General features: G+C 70.6%; 15 protein-coding genes, 2 rRNA genes and 1 pseudogene (1 of these 18 running past the window's edge). 3 read left to right on the forward strand and 15 right to left on the reverse strand.

What is annotated here, in order from left to right; all coding sequences use genetic code 11:
- Positions 1-31: 31 nt before the first annotated feature.
- From O7632_RS20085 to O7632_RS20135, 11 genes and pseudogenes are all read right to left on the reverse strand, one after another.
- Positions 32-2,128: pseudogene (locus O7632_RS20085) on the reverse strand (hypothetical protein); the annotation flags it as partial.
- The gene (locus tag O7632_RS20090) at positions 2,128-3,306 is read right to left on the reverse strand and encodes a glycosyltransferase family 4 protein (RefSeq protein WP_278116497.1); all 1,179 of its coding nucleotides are present in this window, start codon (positions 3,304-3,306) and stop codon (positions 2,128-2,130) included. The pseudogene O7632_RS20085 and the gene O7632_RS20090, both read right to left, overlap by 1 nt.
- The gene (locus O7632_RS20095) at positions 3,303-4,949 is read right to left on the reverse strand and encodes a lipid II flippase MurJ (protein ID WP_278116499.1); all 1,647 of its coding nucleotides are present in this window, start codon (positions 4,947-4,949) and stop codon (positions 3,303-3,305) included. Before O7632_RS20095 ends, O7632_RS20090 begins: the two co-directional genes overlap by 4 nt.
- 11 nt (positions 4,950-4,960) lie before the next feature.
- Positions 4,961-5,821 carry a hypothetical protein gene (locus tag O7632_RS20100; RefSeq protein WP_278116502.1) on the reverse strand — a complete coding sequence of 287 codons (861 nt, stop codon included), beginning with the start codon at positions 5,819-5,821 and terminating at the stop codon, positions 4,961-4,963.
- Between the two features lie 155 nt (positions 5,822-5,976).
- The gene (locus O7632_RS20105) at positions 5,977-6,912 is read right to left on the reverse strand and encodes a copper transporter (protein ID WP_278116503.1); all 936 of its coding nucleotides are present in this window, start codon (positions 6,910-6,912) and stop codon (positions 5,977-5,979) included.
- 51 nt (positions 6,913-6,963) lie between these two features.
- Positions 6,964-8,142, reverse strand: coding sequence for a putative cytokinetic ring protein SteA (gene steA / locus O7632_RS20110; protein ID WP_278116505.1), 1,179 nt, complete (start codon positions 8,140-8,142; stop codon positions 6,964-6,966).
- A 174-nt stretch (positions 8,143-8,316) separates the two neighbouring features.
- Positions 8,317-10,074, reverse strand: coding sequence for a DNA repair protein RecN (recN, locus tag O7632_RS20115; protein ID WP_278120220.1), 1,758 nt, complete (start codon positions 10,072-10,074; stop codon positions 8,317-8,319).
- Between the two features lie 123 nt (positions 10,075-10,197).
- The gene (locus tag O7632_RS20120) at positions 10,198-11,094 is read right to left on the reverse strand and encodes an NAD kinase (RefSeq protein ID WP_278120222.1); all 897 of its coding nucleotides are present in this window, start codon (positions 11,092-11,094) and stop codon (positions 10,198-10,200) included.
- Between the two features lie 29 nt (positions 11,095-11,123).
- Positions 11,124-11,942: a TlyA family RNA methyltransferase gene (locus tag O7632_RS20125; protein WP_278116507.1), complete on the reverse strand. Its 819-nt coding sequence runs from the start codon at positions 11,940-11,942 to the stop codon at positions 11,124-11,126.
- Between the two features lie 25 nt (positions 11,943-11,967).
- A complete protein-coding gene (locus O7632_RS20130) occupies positions 11,968-12,231 on the reverse strand; it encodes a hypothetical protein (RefSeq protein ID WP_278116508.1) in 264 nt (87 codons plus the stop codon).
- Positions 12,228-12,779 (reverse strand): hypothetical protein, encoded by a 552-nt coding sequence (locus O7632_RS20135; protein ID WP_278116509.1) that lies wholly within the window; start codon positions 12,777-12,779, stop codon positions 12,228-12,230. Before O7632_RS20135 ends, O7632_RS20130 begins: the two co-directional genes overlap by 4 nt.
- A gap of 140 nt (positions 12,780-12,919) precedes the next feature.
- Between O7632_RS20135 and O7632_RS20140 the strand changes: the two genes are divergently transcribed.
- The gene (locus O7632_RS20140) at positions 12,920-13,258 is read left to right on the forward strand and encodes an SCP2 sterol-binding domain-containing protein (RefSeq protein ID WP_278116510.1); all 339 of its coding nucleotides are present in this window, start codon (positions 12,920-12,922) and stop codon (positions 13,256-13,258) included.
- 61 nt (positions 13,259-13,319) lie between these two features.
- Here the strand turns inward: O7632_RS20140 and O7632_RS20145 are convergent, their stop codons facing one another.
- Together O7632_RS20145 and O7632_RS20150 are read right to left on the reverse strand one after the other, a co-directional pair.
- A complete protein-coding gene (locus O7632_RS20145) occupies positions 13,320-14,408 on the reverse strand; it encodes an HAD-IIA family hydrolase (protein ID WP_278116511.1) in 1,089 nt (362 codons plus the stop codon).
- Positions 14,405-15,331, reverse strand: coding sequence for a tetratricopeptide repeat protein (locus O7632_RS20150; RefSeq protein ID WP_278116512.1), 927 nt, complete (start codon positions 15,329-15,331; stop codon positions 14,405-14,407). The genes O7632_RS20145 and O7632_RS20150 overlap by 4 nt, the downstream gene beginning before the upstream one ends.
- Positions 15,332-15,835: 504 nt before the next feature.
- Here O7632_RS20150 and O7632_RS20155 point away from each other — a divergent pair.
- A complete protein-coding gene (locus O7632_RS20155; RefSeq protein ID WP_278116513.1) occupies positions 15,836-16,225 on the forward strand; it encodes a hypothetical protein in 390 nt (129 codons plus the stop codon).
- A 339-nt stretch (positions 16,226-16,564) separates the two neighbouring features.
- Complete coding sequence (locus O7632_RS20160; RefSeq protein ID WP_278116514.1) at positions 16,565-16,936, forward strand: hypothetical protein; 372 nt, start codon at positions 16,565-16,567, stop codon at positions 16,934-16,936.
- A 4-nt stretch (positions 16,937-16,940) separates the two neighbouring features.
- Here O7632_RS20160 and rrf read toward each other — a convergent pair.
- Positions 16,941-17,057, reverse strand: a 5S ribosomal RNA gene (gene rrf, locus O7632_RS20165).
- 76 nt (positions 17,058-17,133) lie between these two features.
- Positions 17,134-19,263, reverse strand: a 23S ribosomal RNA gene (locus O7632_RS20170) (it continues 973 nt past the right edge of the window).

A 19,263-nucleotide genomic window follows, 5' to 3' on the forward strand; every position in this document is an offset into this window, starting at 1 on the left:
CGGGACCCGGTCCGGTCACCGGTCCGGTCACCGGTCTGGTGCGGTCCGCCGAGTGTCCCAACACCCGCAACGCGACCAACGTCGCCATCGGCACCGCGACCGCGGCCGCCGCCCCCGCCACGTCCAAGGCGGTACCGGACAGTCCTCCGCCGATCACCGCGGCGACCACCGTGCCCGCCATCGCGGCCCGGACCGCCGGGTAGATCCCGAACAGCCGCTTCAACCCACCCCACGGCTGCATCAGGCCGAACCAGACCAGCACCGCGCTGACCACCGCCAGTACGGTGAGCGGGCTGCCGAGCAGGGCCGACACGTTCGCCGCCGATGACCGGTGCAGCGTCAGCCCGGCCGTACCGTCACCCAGGGCGGTCAGGAAACGCCCCAGGCTGCCCCGCTCCGTCTCGGGCCGCTGCAGGTCGATCACCGCGAAACCGGCGGTGACCACGAGCCCGGCGATCGCCGCCCACGCCAACCGGTGGAAGCTCAGCCAGCCACCGGTGCTGATCGCGGCGGCGGCGCACACGCCGGCGGTGAGGGCGATCGCCCCCACCGGATCGGCGCCGAGGTACGGGCTGCCGATCACGATCACCGCCGTACCGCCGATCGTCACGACGACCGCCGGACGCCAGGTACGCCGTACCCGCTGGGCCAGACAACCGGCGGCGAGCAGTGTTCCGGCGATCAGCACACCGAGACCGACCGTGCCGAGACCGGCGTACCGGCCGCCCTCCGACGCGGAGTAACCGGTGACCCCGTTGAGCTGCAGCCGCGCGCCGGTGAGCACGTCGACCGCGACCACCACCGCCGCGATCGCGGCGACCAGTGCCATCGGACCGAGCGTGCGCCGGTACGGACTGCTCAGCCGGACCGCCGCCGTCGCCACCACCAGCAGCAGTACGGTGACCCCGGCCAACACGACCGCCGGCTGCCCGGTACGCCACCAGGGGACCGCGTCGGCGACCAGCGCCGCCGGGATGGCCAGTGCCGCCGCGATCAGCAAAACCTCGACCACGCCGTTGGCGCGGCGGGTCAGTGGGTCCGACCGTGGCCGTCCCGCCTCCCGGCGGGCCCGGTGCAGCAGCGGGACGACGGCGATGGCGAGCAGGGTCTGGAATCCGGCGAGCAAGGCGAAGAACCAGGCGGCGGCACGGCGCTGCGCGCGAGCTTCCTGATCCGCGTCCGCCGGCGCGGCCATCGCGTCGGCCAGGTCGGCCGGGCGGCCCGGGACCGGACTCGCCGGTTGCCCGATGAACAACCGCTCGGGCTGGTCGCGGTCCAGTACGTGCAGCGCGGTGGGAGCCAGGTCGACCAGTTGCAGATAGCCGTCGCGGCCGGTGGTCGGTGAGGTGATCCAGCCGTTCTCCCAACCGGGGCCGTCAGCGACGGCGACGTGCAACCGGGACGTCTGGCCGGTGTCGGCCAGTCCGACGACCAACACCAGGGACCGCTGCGGGCGGGCCGCCAAGACCCTGGCGAGCTGCGCGTCGGCCTGCCGGGCCGCCTCGGCCCGGCGCGCCGGGTCGTCGCCGGCGACCACACCGGCGTCGACCACGCTCAGCACACAGGAGGCGAGCAGGTCACCCGGATCCGGCGGGAGTCGCGGCTCGTAGCGGTCGACGCGGCCGAACGGACGCGCGGCCGCCAGCGCCGCGCCGGGGCCGACGGCGACGGTACAGCGCACCGATTCGGCCAACGCGCCGGGAACGGCGCCCCACGACAGTCGTTCCTGGTTGTGTCGCACGGTCGCCGCCTGCGACGGAAGATAGCCGCCGATGCCGTCCGGCTGGTCGACCGCGATGTCCGTCGGCGGGCACTCGCCCAAGACGGCCACCTGGTCGTACGCGGCGTAGTTGCCGGCGCCGAGGGTGACCCAGCCGTCGACCGGGCAGGTGGGACGCCGTGCTGACCGGACCGACAGCGACCCGATGGAACCCTGCTCGGCCAGCGCCCACAGCGCCGGGGTGGTCTGCGGGTCGACGTCGTCCCACCGCAGTCCCGGCACACCGACGATGACGACGTAGTCGGCACTGCGCCCGGACGCGCCGACCGCGCCCCGGTCCGCCACCGCGGCCACGCCGACGGCCAGCAGCACCGACATCAACAGCAGGGGCACGATCCGGTGGCGCATCAGCCACGCCCGTCCACGTGCCCGTCGTCCGGTCCGACCAGCCGACGGCCGGCATCGGCGCGACGGCCGGCATGGTCGACCAGGTCACGGTAGACGGCCCGGACCTGGTCGACGGTGTCGGCCTCGGTCGGCCAGTGGCGGGCCCGCGCCGGACCCCGTTCGGCGAGCTCGGCTCGCCGCTGGTGATCGGTGAGTAGCTCCCGTACGGCCTGGTCGAGCGCGTCGGGATCGCCCCGTGGGACCAGCACCGCCGCGTCGCCGACAAGGTCCGGCAATCCCCCGACAGCGGTCGCCACCAACGGTACGCCGGCCCGCAGCGCCTCCTGAGCGAACAGTTGACGGGCCTCCCAGTCGCTGGACACCACGGCGACGTCCGCGCCGAGCAGCAGGTCGGCGACGTCGTCGCGGTGGCCGAGCAGGGTGACGGGTGCGCGTACCGAGGAGATCCGGGCCGCCAGTGACAGATAGCTGGGCCCGGTGCCGGCGATCACCACCTGCGCCGGTGGTGTGAGTTCACGCCACCGAGCGGACACGTCCACCAGCAGGTCGTAGCGTTTCTGCGGGTGCAGGCGACCGACCGACAGGATCAACGGCTGGTGGGCTCCGACGCCGAACTCGGCCCGTACCGCCGCTCGGCTTCGTCGGGGCGGCGGCAGATCGGGGGCGGCCACCGGGCCGAGCCGGGCGTCCGGCGAGCCGAGCTCCCTGGCCCGGGCGACCAGGTCGACGGAGGCGCCCAGGCTGACCTGCGCGGACCGGGCGACCCGTCGTTCGATCCAGCGGGACAGCCGGCCCCGTAACCCGGTGGCGAGGACGCTGTTGTGCCAGGTGACCACGATCGGTGCCGCCGGCCGGGCGAGTGCCGCGACCAGTCCGGCCCGCAGGCCGTGCGCGTGCACGACGTCGATGTCGCCCGCGCACAGTCGCCGGACCGCGCGGATCGCGGCGGCGTCGGCCGGCGTCGGGTTGGCGGGGATCTCCACCGGGACGAAGGTCGCCCCGCCGTCGGTGAACCGGAACTGTTGCTCGGTGGCGAGTGGCCCACCGACCGTGACCCGAGCGCCGCCGGCGTGCAGACCTCGGGCGAGCGAGGCGACGTGCTGCCCGATCCCGCCGGTGCTGCTGGCCAGCAGCACCAGGACCGAGCCGGTCCAGTCGCCCTGTGTAGGATCGCTCACCGCGACACCGTTCCCTTCCTGTCCGGCCGGGCGGCGGCGAGCTTGCGCGCCCGGCGGATCACCACGACGACCATCGGTCGCAGATCCCGGCGATCGAATGGCAGGGCAACGGCGAGGAAGGCCGCCACCGCCACCGCCCCAGACAGCATGCCCTGCACCAGCGCACCGGGCACGGTCGGGGTGCCAGAGCCCACGCCGACGAGGTGGGCGATCACCGTACCGGCGGTGCCGGCGACGACGCCCGCGCCGACGCCGACGGTCATCGCCCGCCCCAGGCCGGCCAGGGTGGCCGGGCCCACGGCCCGACGTACCACGCCGATCAGCAGCACACCCATCAGGGACAGGCCGATCGCGTACGCCGACGCCAGCGCGAGCAGCCGGTCGGCACCGGGCAGCGCCGTGGCCAGCAGCATCGCCGCCAGGATCACCCCGAGCCATCCGGCCGCGATGGCCCCGGCGGCGGCGACCGGTCGGCCGGCGGCGTAGAGCGCCCGGGAGCAGACCGCGAACAGGCTGTAGCCGACCAGGCCGGGCGCGAATCCGACGATCCCGGCGGCCATCGGGCCGACCTGGTCGGCGGGAATCAGGAACGCGGCGACCGGACCCGCCACGGCGACGAGAGCCGCTGCGCCGAGGCAGGCGAGTAGGACGATGGCCCGCACGGCCGGTGCGAGGGTGGCCCGGTACACCGCCAGGTCACCACCGCTGTGGCTGGCCGCCAGCGTCGGGTAGGCGGCGGTGGCCAACGGGACCGCCAGCACCGACCACGGCAGCAGGAACACCGTCTGGGCGAGGGTGAACAGCACGACCGTGCCGGCGGGTGCGTCCGTGGCGAGACTGAGCCGCACCGCGACCAGGAGCGCGAGTTGTTGCGCACCGACGGTGACCGCGCCAGCGACCGCCAACCCGCCGATCGCCCGGCGGGCGTCGCCGGTGAACCGGTACGCCGGCCGCAGCCGCAGCCGGAGCCGACGCAGTGGCACCAGCAGGCTCAGCGAGAGCACGGCGACCCCGGCGGTGGTGCCGACGGCGAGCAGCAACTGGCCGGGCTCGCCGACCCCGGGCAGGTCGGCCAGCCGGCCCTCGCCGATCGCGAACGCCAGATACGTCCCGATCACCGTGACGCTGGACAGCAGCGGCGCGATCACCGGCCAGGCGAACCGGTGATGCGCCTGCAGCACGCCGGTGAGTACCACGGCGATGCCGTACAGCGGCAGTTGCGGGGCGAACACCCGCAGCATCCGCACCCCGGCCTCGGACTGGTCGGCGCTGATCTCACCGGCGAGGAACCCGATGATCGGACCGGCGGCGACGGCGACCACCACGGCGAGCGGAACCAGCAGGCTCATCGTCCAGGTGAGCAGCGCCGAGGTGGTAGCCGCGACGGTCGAGCGATCGCCGGCCGCGACGGCGCCGGCGAGCAACGGTACGACCATGCTGGCCAGCGCTCCACCGGCGACGATCTCGAAGATGATGTTCGGCACCGTGTTGGCGGCGGTGTAGATGTCACCGAGCCGGGTGGGACCGACCGACCAGGCGAAAACGGCGGTACGTCCGAATCCGGCGAGTCGGCTCGCCACGGTCAGCACCGCGATCAACGCCGCGGCGCCGGCGACCCGGGTGGCTACCGCGGGGGTGCTCATCGCCGGTGGCGTCAAGGTGTCCGGCGGCCCAGGGCGTCCAGCTCCCGTAGCCCTGGAGTACGCCCGATGACCTGGGTGAAGCTGACCCGTTCGCTGGTCGCGGTCAGCGCGGCGAGGACCGCGAGCGCGCCGGCGCGGCCGATCGGGCCGCACCGGTCGGCGATCGCCACGCCCAGCAGGGCGCCCAGGGCGTTCGCCCCGCAGTCGCCCAGCATCACCCGCTCGTCGAGGTCGTCGGGGAGGATTCCGACGACCGCGCCGGCGATGCCGGCCGCCGGGCCGCCGTGGGCGCCCCTGGTCAACGGGGCCGCCACGAGCAGGCTGGCCTTGGCCGCCCGGCCGGGCCGCAGATCGAGCAGGTTGACCAGGTTCGCGGTGCCGGCGATCACACCGGCGCCGAGCAGCAGGTCGGCACCGCGCCCGACCAGATGACGCGGTCGGCGTCGGGCGGGGTCCACGGCGAGTAGGGCCGCGGCACCCAATCCGGCTACGCCGACGCCGACGATCTTCACGACGCCGCTGGTGACCCGGCCGGCCCGCAGCGCGGCGAGGTGGCCGGCGAAGCCCTTGACGGCCCGTTGGTCGGGTCGTGACCCGGCGACGTCGTCGTAGAGGCCGACCGCGCCGGCCCCACCGCCCGCGACGAGTGCGGCGGCGGCCACCGTCGGGTTGGCCGCGCCGAGGGCGGCGGCCAACGACGCACCCGCGGCGACCGCCGGGCCACCGGCCAGGCTCACCGTACGGCCACGAAAGTTGGTCCGGTCCAGGGAGCCGGGAGACGCTGCCCGCCGGACGGCCCGCAGCGCGGCACGGGCGGCGAGTACGCCGGCCCCGACGACCAGCAGTCGGCCCAGCGGGCCTCGGTTCCACATCAGGGTCCACTCCGGGGGTTTGGGGAAGCGTGTTCGGTCCGTCGAACCGGCAGTCCTGGCTGGGTCCTACTGGCTCCGTCCTACGCTCCGTCTTTTCCTACTCGCTCCGTCTTTGCTCGCTGCGTGCCTCACTCGGGCTTTGCTCGCTGCGTGCCTCACTCGGGGCGTTTCGGCATCAGGGAGGTGGCGCCGGCACCGAGACCGAAATGCCCGGCCTGGCCGAGGGTGAACTGTTCGGCCAGGGCGAGCGCGGTGATCGTCTGACCGGCGGTGGTGTTGCCGTTGTCGACGGTCGAGATGCTCTGGTTCAGGGCCGGATCGCCACGGACCGCCGACACCAGGTTTCCGTCGCTGGAACCGGTGCCGGCCACCACCGTTTCGCTACCCCGGTCGAACTGGACCACCATGGTCACCACGGCGTTGTCCTTCTTGGCAGCGTCCCGGTCCACGTACGGCTGGCCGCTGACCACCACGACGGCCTCGGCGGGTCCGGTCACCGTCTGCTCGACGGTGACGTATCCCGCGTCGCCGTAGGCGTCCAGCACCGCCACGCGGTCGGCCGGAGCGACCGCCGGTTGCTCGGCGCGGTCGAGCAGCGCGCTGGCCAGCAACGCGCTGGAGGTCTCCACGCCGTCGCTGTTACCGGGCAGGCCGGTGGTCGGGACGGTGGGTCGGGCGGCGCTGGACGCCAACTCCAACAGCTCGACGCTGTTGTCCGGGTTGACGAACTTGTCCTGGACGTCGACCCGTCCCGTCACCGTCGCCCCGGCGAGGTCGAGCGCCGACACGACCCCTTCGACGTGGTCACGACCGCTGGGCAGGCAGATCACCAGGACACGACGACCGGCGAGCTTGTCGGCCAGCAGAATCGGGGCTGCCTCGGCGACGAAATCCTCTTCACGATTGACTTCCTCACGAAGACTGTTCACCGTTTCCCGCAACTGCTGATTATCCTTGCGCAACGCGTTCACAGTGTCACTAAGCGAGTCGGCGACCGGGCCGTTCAACGCGGCGGTGCCGACCACCAAGCCGATCGCCAGGGCGAGAAACACCGCGGTGAGCGACACCACGTGGTAACGGAAATTGATCACACCTGCCGCCTTATCGATCCGTCCTGGCGCTTTGCCGCTCCTGCTGGGAGTTCAGAAGAGCTGACCCAACTGGAAGACGAAATTGTCCCACCACTCGGAAGCGACTCCAAGGTAGGCCTGTCCGACCGTGGACACCGCGACGGCCGACGCCATCGCGGCGATGGCGGAGAGCACGAGCAGCAACAGCGATGAACCCGAAATGCTCTGCCGGTAGAGCCGGCTGACCCCCTTCGCGTCGACCAGCTTACCGCCGACCCGCAGCCGCGTCAGGAACGTGGAGGCCATTCCACCACGACCCTTGTCGAGGAACTCGACAAGGGTCGCATGGGTGCCGACCGCGACGATCAGCGACGCGCCCTTTTCGTCGGCCAGCAGCATCGCCAGGTCCTCGCTGGTGGCCGCGGCGGGAAACGTCAAGGCCTCCAGCCCGAGTTCGCGGACCCGGTCCATCCCCGGAGCGCGACCGTCCGGATAGGCGTGCACGATCACCTCGGCCCCGCAACGCAACACGTCGTCGGTGACCGAATCCATGTCGCCGACGATCATGTCCGGGGTGTAGCCGGCTTCCACGAGCGCGTCCGCTCCGCCGTCCACCCCGATCAGCACCGGCTTGAACTCCCGAATGTATGGCCGCAACACGTCCAGGTCAGCCTTGTAGTCGTAGCCCCGGACCACGATCAGGCAGTGTCGGCCGGCGATCCGGGTCTCCACGTCCGGGACGCCGACCCCGTCGAGCAGCAGATCCCGCTCCTGCTTGAGGTACTCCATGGTGTTGGCGGCGAAGGCCTCCAACTGGACCGACAACCCTTCCCTGGCGTCGGCCATCGCCCGTGTGACGGAGTCAGCGTCCTGCCGGACTCCGGCCGCCACCTGCTCGCCACCGATGAACACCGCCGCACCGTCGATCCGGACGGTATCGCCGTCGCGGACCCGTTCGAAAATCTCCTCGCCCAGGTCGTCGACCAGCGGGATACCGGCCTGGATCAGCACCTCCGGGCCCAAGTTCGGGTACCGACCGGACACCGACGGCTTGGCGTTGAGCACCGCCGACACACCGACTGCCACCAACGAGTCGGCAGCCACCCGGTCGACGTCGACGTGGTCGATCACCGCGACGTCACCTGGTCGCAGCCGGCCGACCAGGCGCTTCGTCCGACGATCGAGGCGCGCGGTGCCGGAAATCGTCCCGGGCTCGACGTTACGAACCCGGCGCAAGGTGGGTAGACGCATCCTGACCATCCTGGCATGGGGGGCAGAGAATTCCCGCACGACATGCTTCGCTGCGCCGTCGCGACCGCGAGTGCCCCGCCGCCCGACCCGGCGCACCCTGTCTCCAGCGAACCACATCAACGCCCGCCGACACCGGTCCGGGCCGACCCGCGTACGCCTCAGCCGCCGTATGCCTCAGCCGCGCCGTTCCCGGGCGGCGACCGCCAGCAGCTCCTCGGCATGGGCGATACCCAGATCCGAGTCGGGCAAACCAGCCAGCATGCGGGCCAGCTCCCGGGCCCGCTCGGTGTCCTCCACCACCCGTACGCCACTGGTCGTGACCGCTCCCCCGGTGTCCTTCGCCACCACCAGATGCCGGTCGGCGAAGGCCGCGACCTGCGGCAGGTGGGTCACCACCAGCACCTGGTGGCTACGAGCCAACCGGGCCAGCCGCCGCCCGATCTCCACCGCCGCCTGACCACCCACACCAGCGTCGACCTCATCGAACACCAGCGTCGGCGGACCGCCGGAACCGGCGAACACCACCTCGATGGCGAGCATCACCCGAGACAACTCACCACCGCTGGCTCCGCGTTGCAGCGGCAACGCCGGCGCCCCCGGATGCGCCAGGAGCCGCAGCTCGACCTCGTCGGCGCCGTCCGGTCCGATCCCGGCCCGGGTACCGTCCAGCGCCAGGGTCGGCTCGTCCCGCCCCACCGCGCGGGGCACCACCGCGACGTCGATCCGGGCATGCGGCATGGCGAGACCGGCGAGTTCCACGCTGACCTGGTCGGCGAAGCGGCCCGCCGCCTGCCGACGCGCCGCGGTGACCCGCCCGGCGAGTTCGGCGACCTCGTCGGCCAGTCGGGCCCGCTCCCGGTCCAGCTCGTCGAGCAGCTCGTCGGAGGTGTCCAGCTCGGCCAGCCGGCCACGGGCCCGGTCGGCCCAGGCGATCACCCCGTCGACGTCGTCGGCGTACTTGCGGGTCAACCCACGCAGCGCCATCCGCCGCTCGTAGACGGCCTGCAGGCGGTGCGGGTCGGCATCCAGCCCGGCCAGGTAGGCCGACAACTCGGCGGCGACGTCACCCACCAACGTCGCCGCCTCGGTCACCCTGGCCGCCAGGTCACCCAGGGCGCGATCCACACCGGCCTGCGCCTCCAACGCGCGACGGGCCGCACCGAGCAGACCGGTCGCGTCAGGGGCGTCCTCGGCCAGTTCCGCGCCACCGGCCAGCGCCACCGCCGCCACCTGTGCCGCCGTACGCAGCCCTTCGGCATGTTCCAGACGCTGCGCCTCGGACTTGAGGTCGTCTTCCTCACCGGGCTGCGGATCCACCCGGCTGATCTCGTCGAGGCCGAGCCGGAGCAGGTCTGCCTCCTGGCTGCGTTCGCGGGCGTTGCGTCGCCGATCGGCGAGGTCGTCGCTGACCTGTCGCCAGCGGCCGTACACCTCGCGCAGCGATTCGAGCAGCTTCTCGTGATCCGGGCCGGCGAAGCGGTCCAACGCCGCCCGCTGCTCGGCCGGACGCAGCAGACGCAGCTGATCGGACTGCCCGTGTACGGCGACCACCTGCTCGCCGATCTCGCCCAACACCGACACGGGCATGCTCCGGCCAGCCACGTGCGCCCGGGACCGTCCCTCGGCGGTGACGGTCCGGGCGAGCAGCAGCACCCCGTCGTCGTCGGGTTCGGCCCCGGCGTCGGAGATCCGGCCGTGCACCGCCGCACCGGTGGTGCCGATCAGCCTCAGCCGGCCCTCCACGATGGCACGACCCGGATCGGCGCGGACCCGACCGGCGTCGGCCCGACCTCCGAAGAGCAGCCCGAGCCCGGTCACCACCATCGTCTTGCCGGCCCCGGTCTCACCGGTGATCACGTTCATGCCGCGGGTCAGCGGCAGCGTGGTGTCCTCGATGACGCCCAGCCCGGTGATGCGCAGCTCTTCCAGCACAGCCACCGACAGTAGTAGCGGCGGGCGACGTTGACCACCCGGGTGCCGGGGCGACCTGCCGTCGAGAAGTCGGCGGGCGGACACCGCTCGCCGCCAACCCGAGTCGAGCGACACCGATCCTGATCAGCGCCGGTTGCCGCGCCAGCCGTTGACCGGCAGGTCGAACTTGGCCACCAGCCGGTCGGTAAACGGGCGTGGATGCAGCCGCACCACCCGTACCGGCAACCCACCCCGACGGACCGTCACGCGGGCACCCGGCGGCAGGTCGTAGACCCGCCGACCGTCGCAGCAGAGCACCGCGAAGGTGGTGTACGGGTCCACCGTGATCACGAAGGTGGAACTCGGCGCGGTGACCAGCGGACGGCTGAACAGCGCGTGGGCGCTGATCGGTACCAGTAGCAGTGCCTCGACCTCGGGCCACACCACTGGGCCGCCGGCCGAGAACGCGTACGCCGTCGAGCCGGTCGGTGTGGCGCAGACCACACCGTCGGCACCGTACCGCGACAGGGGGCGTCCGTCCACGTCGACCATCAGTTCCAACATCTGGGCCCGCTGGCCCTTCTCGACGCTGATCTCGTTCAACGCCCAGGACTCGATGGTCACCCCCTGGTCGAGCTCGGCCCGCACGTCCAGGGTCAACCGCTCGTCCACAGTGTACTCTCGGGCCACGACCTGGCGTACCGCCCGGTCCAGGTCACCGATCTCGGCCTCGGCCAGGAAGCCCACCTTGCCGAGGTTGATACCCAGCAGCGGCGCCTTCGCCGGACGGGCGAGCTCGGCGGCGCGCAGGAACGTGCCATCGCCGCCGAGCGCGAAGACGATCTCCACCCCGTCGGCGGCGGCCGGACCGCCGATCGGATGAACCCCGGGTAGGTCCAGGTCCTCGGCCTCCTCGGCCACCACCCGTACCTCGAAGCCGGCCTCGATGAGGTCGGCCGCGACGGTCCGGGCGTGGTCGGTGCTACGCCGCCGGCCGGTGTGGGTCACCAACAGCGCGGAACGCGCCCCTGGCACCGCCACCGGGATACCGCCGGAGGGGATCGTCGCGTTCACCGCGTCCTACCTTCTTCCATGACCGGGCCCGCCTCGACGACCGTCCTGACCTGTAGCGGGTCGACAGGTGGCGCACCGGTCCGAAACCAGACGAAGAACTCCACGTTGCCCCGGGGACCGGGCAGCGGACTGGCGACCACGGCCGCCACGCCCAGGCCGCGATCCGCACCGGCGCGCGCGACCGCCAGGACCGCCTCGGTACGCAGGTCCAGGTCACGCACCACCCCGCCGGCACCCACCCGTTCCCGGCCCACCTCGAACTGTGGTTTGACCATGAGCAGCAGGTCACCATCCGATCTGGTGCAGGCGGCGAGCGCCGGCAGGACCAGACGCAGCGAGATGAACGACAGGTCCGCGACCGTCAGCGCGACCTGGCCGCCGATCAGCTCCGGGGTGAGGGTACGCACGTTGGTCCGTTCCTGAACGCGTACCCGCTGATCGTTCCGTAGTGACCAGGCCAGCTGGCCGTAGCCGACGTCCACCGCCACCACCTCCGCCGCTCCACGGCGCAGCAACACGTCGGTGAACCCGCCCGTCGAGGCGCCGGCGTCCAGGCATCGACGGCCGGACACTGCCAACCCGGTGCCGTCCAACGCGCCGATCAGCTTGTGCGCCCCCCGGGAGACGTAGCCGAGCGTCGGATCGTCGCCGACCACCCGGACCGGATCCGCCGGGTCGACCATAGCGGCGGCCTTGCCGGCCGCGACGCCGCGTACCTCGACACGCCCGGCGTCGATCAGCGTTGCGGCCTGCTCGCGGGACCGGGCGAGTCCACGGCGGACCAACTCGACGTCGAGACGATTGCGGCGTGCCATGGGTCTCCGGCGTCGGTCGCGGCGCTCAGGCCTGGTCGATGGTGGCAAGGGTTTCCTGCAGCGTGGTGTGCGCCGCTTCGTACTGGGCGATCTGGTCCGCTGGCGGCAGCCCGCTCGCGTTACGGATCGCCTGGACCGCCGCGTCGACCGCCGGGTGCCCGGTACGCCAATCGTCCGGGCCTGCTTGCCCGTCCGCCGGTGCCGGCACCGGTCCGGACGGCACCGTACCGGTCGTCGCCGAGCCCGGTGGTGCCGGCACCGGGCGGTACGGTCCCGGCACGGGGTTCATGCCTCACCCACCGATCCCGGCGCCTTCTTGGCCACCGCCTTTTTCGCGACCTTCTTGGCCACCGTCTTCTTCGCCACCGCCTTCTTCGCGGGAACGAGTTCGGCGGCGCTGTGAGTCGGTGTGTCCTGGACCGGTGCCGGTGGGACCGGCGCGGACTCGGCCGGCCCGGTGGCGGACGACGAGGCCGTGGTCTGCGCGACGGCGGCTTCCGCGACCGATTCCGCGGCCGTCGCGGCGGCGGCGCGGGCGCGGGCCTGCTCCAAGTCCTGTTCGAGCCGGCGCAGCCGGTCGTTGAGGGCGGCGACCTCCTCGGCCTTGGCCAGGCCGACCGCGCCGAGGGCCCGGTCGACCTCGACGCGAACCAGGCGGGTCAGCGCGTCACGATTGGCGGTTCCTGCCGACAACACGTCGTCCACCATCGCCTGCAACTGGGCGGCGGTGGCCCCGCCCTTGCCCACCAACGACCGCGCGCTCTGCTCGACCTTTTTCCTGGATGCCTCGGTCAGGCCGAGAGCCAACTCCAGATACGTCCGCCAGGCGTCCCGCATGTCTGACTCCTTCACCGCCGGAATGTTCGGTTGCCACGCTACCGGGGCCGCGTCGCCTCGTGCGGTACGGTGCCAGTGCGACCTGCCGGCGCCGGCCAGGCACCCAGGTCGACAGTCGCGGCGACGATCCGGAGGTGCAGGTGGCCAGCGTTGACGAGTGCCGGCAGGCGCTACAGGAGCTCGCCGCCCGGCTCGACGAGAACGCCGATCACGTACGGGAACGGGTCAACCTGGACCGTACGCTGGCGTGTCGGATCACCGATCTCGCGGTCGCCTTTCACGGGCGGCTGGCCGACGGCCGGCTCCTCGGCCTCGCCGATGGTGACGACCCCAAGGCCAAGATCGCGCTCAACATCGGCAGTGACGATCTGCTGGCCATGGTCCGTGGCGAGCTGGACGTCGGCCGGGCGATGGCGACCCGACGGTTGTCGATCAACGCGAGCCCGTTCGATCTGCTGAAACTCCGGAAGCTGCTGTAACGCCTGAGGCTCCGCAAGTGGCTGTCACGACACGGCGGCGATCGACCAGCCAGTCGCCGCGCTATCCAGCTGCGATCCGCTCGGTCAGCCCGAGATCCCGCAGTACGGCCTCCGCCTGCGCCGAACCCGCCCGCACCCGACTGATCGGAGTCGGACCCTGCCACGCCGACCGGCACAGCGTCCGGAGTGCGTCCGATGGTGTCCCGCCCCCGCCGGCAAGCTCGATGGTGGTGCCGTCCCCGTCCCGGCTGACCCGCCAACGCGCGGCGGTCGACACGACCGGGTCCGTCGACGCGATGGGCGTGCCGTCAGCCGGATCGAACAGGCCAGCCAGGTCCGCGGCGACGTAGGTCGGTCGCCGCGACTCGGGCGCGGTCAGCAGCTCCGCCGCGTCGCTGATCCCGGTCAGCACCAACAGGCTGGCCATGCCGGCGCGGTTGGCGCCCTCGATGTCGGTGTCCAACCGGTCACCGACGACGAGCGGCCGGACCGCGCCGACCCGCCGCGCGGCGGTGGCGAACAGCCCCGGGGAAGGCTTGCCCACCACCTCGTCGGGATCCCGGCCGAGGGCCGTACGCAACGCTGCCACCAGCGACCCGTTGCCGGGCAAGGGGCCACGGGCGCTAGGCAGGGTCCGGTCGGTGTTCGTCGCGACCCAGTCCGCCCCGGCCCGGATCGCGACCGACGCCTCCGCGAGGTCGGACCAGCCGACCTGCGGACCGTACCCCTGCACCACCACCGATGGGCCGTCCTGTGCGGTGGCGACGGGACGCAACCCGACAGCCGCGACTTCCTCGTGCAGCGCGTCCGCGCCGACCACCAGCACCTTCGCCCCGGGGGGATAGCGCTCAGCGAGTAGGGCCGCGGTGGCACCCGCCGAGGTGAGGACTTCCTCCACGGCGGCGGGTACGCCCATACCGGTGAGCAGTCCGGCGACCTGGGCCGCCCGACGCGACGCGTTGTTGGTGGCGTACGCCACCGCTGCGCCGCCAGTCCGCAGCCGGCCGACGGCGTCGACGGCACCGGGTATCGGCTGGTCGATCAGGTAGATGACCCCGTCCAGGTCGAAGATGACCAGGTCATGCTGTGCCGCGAGCCCGTCGAGGACCGGGGCGGGAGCACTTCCCGCCCCGGCGAACGTCTCGGTCACCGTAGGTCACCGGGTTGGACGGCGGGCTCCGGCTCGTCTGCGGAAAGTGGGGCCGGCGTACCGGCGCCGCCCTGGCCCGGCACGGCATGGTCGTCGTCCGTCACCAGGCTGGCGGTCACGACGTCATCGGCATGGTCGTGCCGGCTGTCGTCGCTGTCGTCACCGTGATCAGGCTTCCCGCCGCTGTCCCGGGCCACGGTGAGGTCGACCTCGTCGTCGGTGCCGCCATCGTCCGCAGCCAGGTCGAGCTCGTCCTCGGTGACGCCGTCACCGATGGATTCCGAACCCGGGTCAGCCTCATCACCCGGGTCGGCCTCATCCTCGGCGAGTGCTTCGAGGTCGTCGCCGGTAAGCACGATGCCGTCCAACTCCAGCAGCCGCTCAGCGGCGTCGGTCGTTCCCTGCTCGTCCGCCTCGAGCGCGCGGGCGAACCACTCCCGCGCCTCGTCCCGCCGGCCGGCACTCAGCAGGGCGTCTGCGTAGGCGTACCGAAGTCGACCAGACCAGACCTCGACGGTCTCGGCGGACAACTCCCGCACCTGCAACATCGCGACCGCCACGTCCGGCTGACCGAGGTCACCCCGCGCCCCGGCCGCGACCATCAGCAGTTCGATCGCTTCGGCTCGATTGAGGACGTCACGGCCGACGCCGCGATAGATGTCGATCGCGCGCTCAGGCCGGCCGAGGGCGCGCTCACAATCGGCGAGCACCGCGAGATGGGTCTGCCGACCGGTCATCCGATGGTACGTCCGCAGCTCACCGATGGCGGTCTGCCATTCGCCAGCGTGGTACGCAGCCAAGCCCACCGCCTCGCGGACAGCGGCGATCCGGGAGGCCATTCGACGTGCGGCCAGTGCGTGTGCGAGCGCGAGTTCGGGTTCTTCGTCGATCAGCCGGCCGGTGGCGACCAGGTGACGTGCCACCGTCTCGGCCACCTGACGCGTCAGGCCGAGCAGTTCGGCGCGTACCTCGCCGTGCAGATCGGTGGCGACGATGTCGTCGGTCAGCTGCGGTTCCGGTGCCCTTCCGGCGGCAGTGGGGTAACGACCCCTGGTCGAGTCGTCGCCAGTCGAGGTCGAGGGGCGGTACGAGTCACGCCGGTCCGCTCCCTGCCGGTCGGCGGCCGCGCCGTCCGATGGGCGACGGCGGTCCGAGCGGTACTCACCAGCGGATCCGTCGCTACGTCCGGCACCCGTCCGAGGTCCGCCGCGATCCGCGCGGTCCGGTTCACGCCGGCGTTGCCCCTCTGCCGGGCGCGGCGCGCCGTGGCCGGCACCGCGGCTTCCCCCGTCGCGACGGGATTCACCATCAGCGCCGGACCGACGTCGGTCGCCGCCGGAAAAGCCACCACCGCCGCGAGGCCCAGCGGAGTGGCGGCTGTCCCCTCGGAAACCGTCGGATCGTCCGCGCGTACCAGGGTCGGATCGGTGTTCGGATCGCTCCCGCTGCCCACCGGATCGCTCCCACGGCCGGTCGGCCCGGTCGGAACCCTGCCGGTCGCTCTGCCTGCCCTGGCCAGTCTGGCCATCTCGGTACGGAGGTCGCCGGTCGTCGAAGCGGCGATCCGCTGCATGGCGGTCCTCGCGTCGATCCTCGGTCCGGCGTCGATCGTCGAACCTGCGGCCGTCCGCCGAACGGGGGCCGACCCCGCCGCGCTCGCCGAAACCACGACTGTCGGTCCGGCGCTCGGGTGCGCGACCGTCGGATGCGCGGCGCCCGTCGACGGCACGCCGACCATCTGTTGGACCGGCCCCGACCCGTCGGTCGCCCGCCGGTCGATCGGTGAAACGCCCATCGCCGCCGCGAGAAGGCGCTGACGCTCCCCTCGCCGGGCCGTCCTGCCGTCGGCCGCCGGTCCACTGGCCGCCGCCACGGCCGGAACCGAAGCTTCGACCTGAGCTGTCTCCCATGCTGTCGCGCCGGTCCCGGAATCCGCGATCGGAAGCGCCCCTGGCTTCGCCACGGTCGCCTGCGTCACGCCGGTATCCACTATCTCGCTGGTACCCGGGAGCACCGGCCGAGCGGCCTCCTCGATCTCCGCCCCAGGGTCGGTCGCCGCCCGATCGGCCGGCGGCGTCGCGCCGTTGCCGATCACCGTCGCCCGCGCCGCGACCGTCGTCAGACCGTGAGCCGTCCCCGCGACGGTCGGAGAAACCATGGGAACGGCGCTCGTCGGACCGTGGGCCACGGCGTTCGCCGGAGACCGGGCGGTCGTCGGCTGCTGGCGAATCGCGGCGGTCCGGGCGGAACCCTCCGGTACGACCCTGGCCGGTGCCCCCGCCGTCACGACGGGTACCACCGTCGGCACGGTACGACCTGTTGGGGCCGTCCCCGCGCTGTGGCCGGCCGCCTTCGCGCCGGCCCGCCGTACCGTCCCGGCGACCTGCCCGCTCGGTCCGTCGCGGCCGGTCGTCATCCTGCCCAGTTGGGTTCACGACTACATCCTCCCTGATGCGACCCGGCCACACGACAGCGGGCGCACACAGTTGAGGGCCGCCTCCCCGCAGGGAGCGGCCCTCAACTGTTAATGATGTCCGGCGGTGACCTACTCTCCCACACCCTCACGAGTGCAGTACCATCGGCGCTGGAGAGCTTAGCTACCGGGTTCGGAATGTAACCGGGCGTTTCCCCTCCGCCATAACCGCCGTAACCCTCACAACAAACCAAACACACCCACAGGTATGCCCGTTTGCCCAGAATCACACAGTGGACGCGTACATCTTCGTAAGTCAAGTCCTCGGCCTATTAGTACCGGTCAACTGAACCAGTTACCTGGCTTACATCTCCGGCCTATCAACCCAGTCATCTACTGGGAGCCTTACCCCATCACTGGGTGGGATACCTCATCTCGAAGCGAGCTTCCCGCTTAGATGCTTTCAGCGGTTATCCCTTCCGAACGTAGCCAACCAGCCGTGCCCCTGGCGGGACAACTGGCACACCAGAGGTTCGTCCGTCCCGGTCCTCTCGTACTAGGGACAGCCCTTCTCAAGTATCCTACGCGCGCGGCGGATAGGGACCGAACTGTCTCACGACGTTCTAAACCCAGCTCGCGTACCGCTTTAATGGGCGAACAGCCCAACCCTTGGGACCTGCTACAGCCCCAGGATGCGACGAGCCGACATCGAGGTGCCAAACCATCCCGTCGATATGGACTCTTGGGGAAGATCAGCCTGTTATCCCCGGGGTACCTTTTATCCGTTGAGCGACACCGCTTCCACACGCAAGTGCCGGATCACTAGTCCCGACTTTCGTCCCTGCTCGACCTGTCAGTCTCACAGTCAAGCTCCCTTGTGCACTTACACTCAACACCTGATTGCCAACCAGGATGAGGGAACCTTTGGGCGCCTCCGTTACCCTTTAGGAGGCAACCGCCCCAGTTAAACTACCCACCAGACACTGTCCCTGAACCGGATCACGGTCCGAAGTTAGATACCCAAAGCAACCAGAGTGGTATTTCAACAATGACTCCACCGATACTGGCGTACCAGCTTCACAGTCTCCCACCTATCCTACACAAGCTAATTCGAGTACCAATGTCAAGCTATAGTAAAGGTCCCGGGGTCTTTCCGTCCTGCCGCGCGTAACGAGCATCTTTACTCGTACTGCAATTTCGCCGGGCCTGTGGTTGAGACAGTAGGAAAGTCGTTACGCCATTCGTGCAGGTCGGAACTTACCCGACAAGGAATTTCGCTACCTTAGGATGGTTATAGTTACCACCGCCGTTTACTGGCGCTTAAGTTCTCAGCTTCGCCCCGAAGAGCTAACCGGTCCCCTTAACGTTCCAGCACCGGGCAGGCGTCAGTCCATATACATCGAATTACTTCTTCGCATGGACCTGTGTTTTTAGTAAACAGTCGCTTTCCCCTGGTCTCTGCGGCCATACAACGCTCCACCCGCAAGGGGCTTCACGTCTCCGGCCCCCCTTCTCCCTAAGTTACGGGGGCAATTTGCCGAGTTCCTTAACCACAGTTCGCCCGATCGCCTCGGTATTCTCTACCTGACCACCTGTGTCGGTTTGGGGTACGGGCCGCTAGAAGCTCGCTAGAGGCTTTTCTCGGCAGCATAGGATCACTGACTTCACCTGAATCGGCTCGGCATCACGTCTCAGCCTTCACGCACCACGGATTTACCTATGATGCAGCCTACACGCTTACCCCGGCACAACCACCGGCCGGGATCAGCTACCTTCCTGCGTCACCCCATCGCTTGACTACTACCCGCCAGGTTCCCGCGCTCCCTCAGATCAGTCCGAAAACCTCACCAAGTTCGGGCAGTTAGCACAACGAGGTTCATCATGGGCGCTCCTTCGCGGGTACGGGAATATCAACCCGTTGTCCATCGACTACGCCTCTCGGCCTCGCCTTAGGTCCCGACTCACCCAGGGCGGATTAGCCTGGCCCTGGAACCCTTGGTCATCCGGCGGAAGGGTTTCTCACCCTTCTTTCGCTACTCATGCCTGCATTCTCACTCGTGCCGCGTCCACAGCTGGGTCACCCCGCTGCTTCACCCCCGGCACGACGCTCCCCTACCCATCCACACACCTGCACCAACCCCAAAAGGATCAGCGAAGTACACGCGTGAATGCCACAGCTTCGGCGGTGTGCTTGAGCCCCGCTACATTGTCGGCGCGGAACCACTTGACCAGTGAGCTATTACGCACTCTTTAAAGGGTGGCTGCTTCTAAGCCAACCTCCTGGTTGTCTAAGCGACCCCACATCCTTTTCCACTTAGCACACGCTTAGGGGCCTTAGCTGGCGATCTGGGCTGTTTCCCTCTCGACTACGAAGCTTATCCCCCGCAGTCTCACTGCCGCGCTCTCACTTACCGGCATTCGGAGTTTAGCTGATTTCGGTAA

Origin of the sequence: Solwaraspora sp. WMMD406 (assembly GCF_029626025.1) — a bacterium.
GTDB lineage: Bacteria > Actinomycetota > Actinomycetes > Mycobacteriales > Micromonosporaceae > Micromonospora_E.

What these genes read in the sequence shown, in the direction of transcription:
- O7632_RS20095 (WP_278116499.1), bottom strand. Translation starts at nt 4,949, where the DNA reads ATGAGCACCCCCGCGGTAGCCACCCGGGTCGCCGGCGCCGCGGCGTTG.
- steA (WP_278116505.1), bottom strand. Translation starts at nt 8,142, where the DNA reads ATGCGTCTACCCACCTTGCGCCGGGTTCGTAACGTCGAGCCCGGGACG.
- O7632_RS20135 (WP_278116509.1), bottom strand. Translation starts at nt 12,779, where the DNA reads ATGCGGGACGCCTGGCGGACGTATCTGGAGTTGGCTCTCGGCCTGACC.
- O7632_RS20160 (WP_278116514.1), top strand. Translation starts at nt 16,565, where the DNA reads ATGGGAACGGCGCTCGTCGGACCGTGGGCCACGGCGTTCGCCGGAGAC.
- O7632_RS20100 (WP_278116502.1), bottom strand. Translation starts at nt 5,821, where the DNA reads ATGTGGAACCGAGGCCCGCTGGGCCGACTGCTGGTCGTCGGGGCCGGC.
- O7632_RS20130 (WP_278116508.1), bottom strand. Translation starts at nt 12,231, where the DNA reads ATGAACCCCGTGCCGGGACCGTACCGCCCGGTGCCGGCACCACCGGGC.
- O7632_RS20125 (WP_278116507.1), bottom strand. Translation starts at nt 11,942, where the DNA reads ATGGCACGCCGCAATCGTCTCGACGTCGAGTTGGTCCGCCGTGGACTC.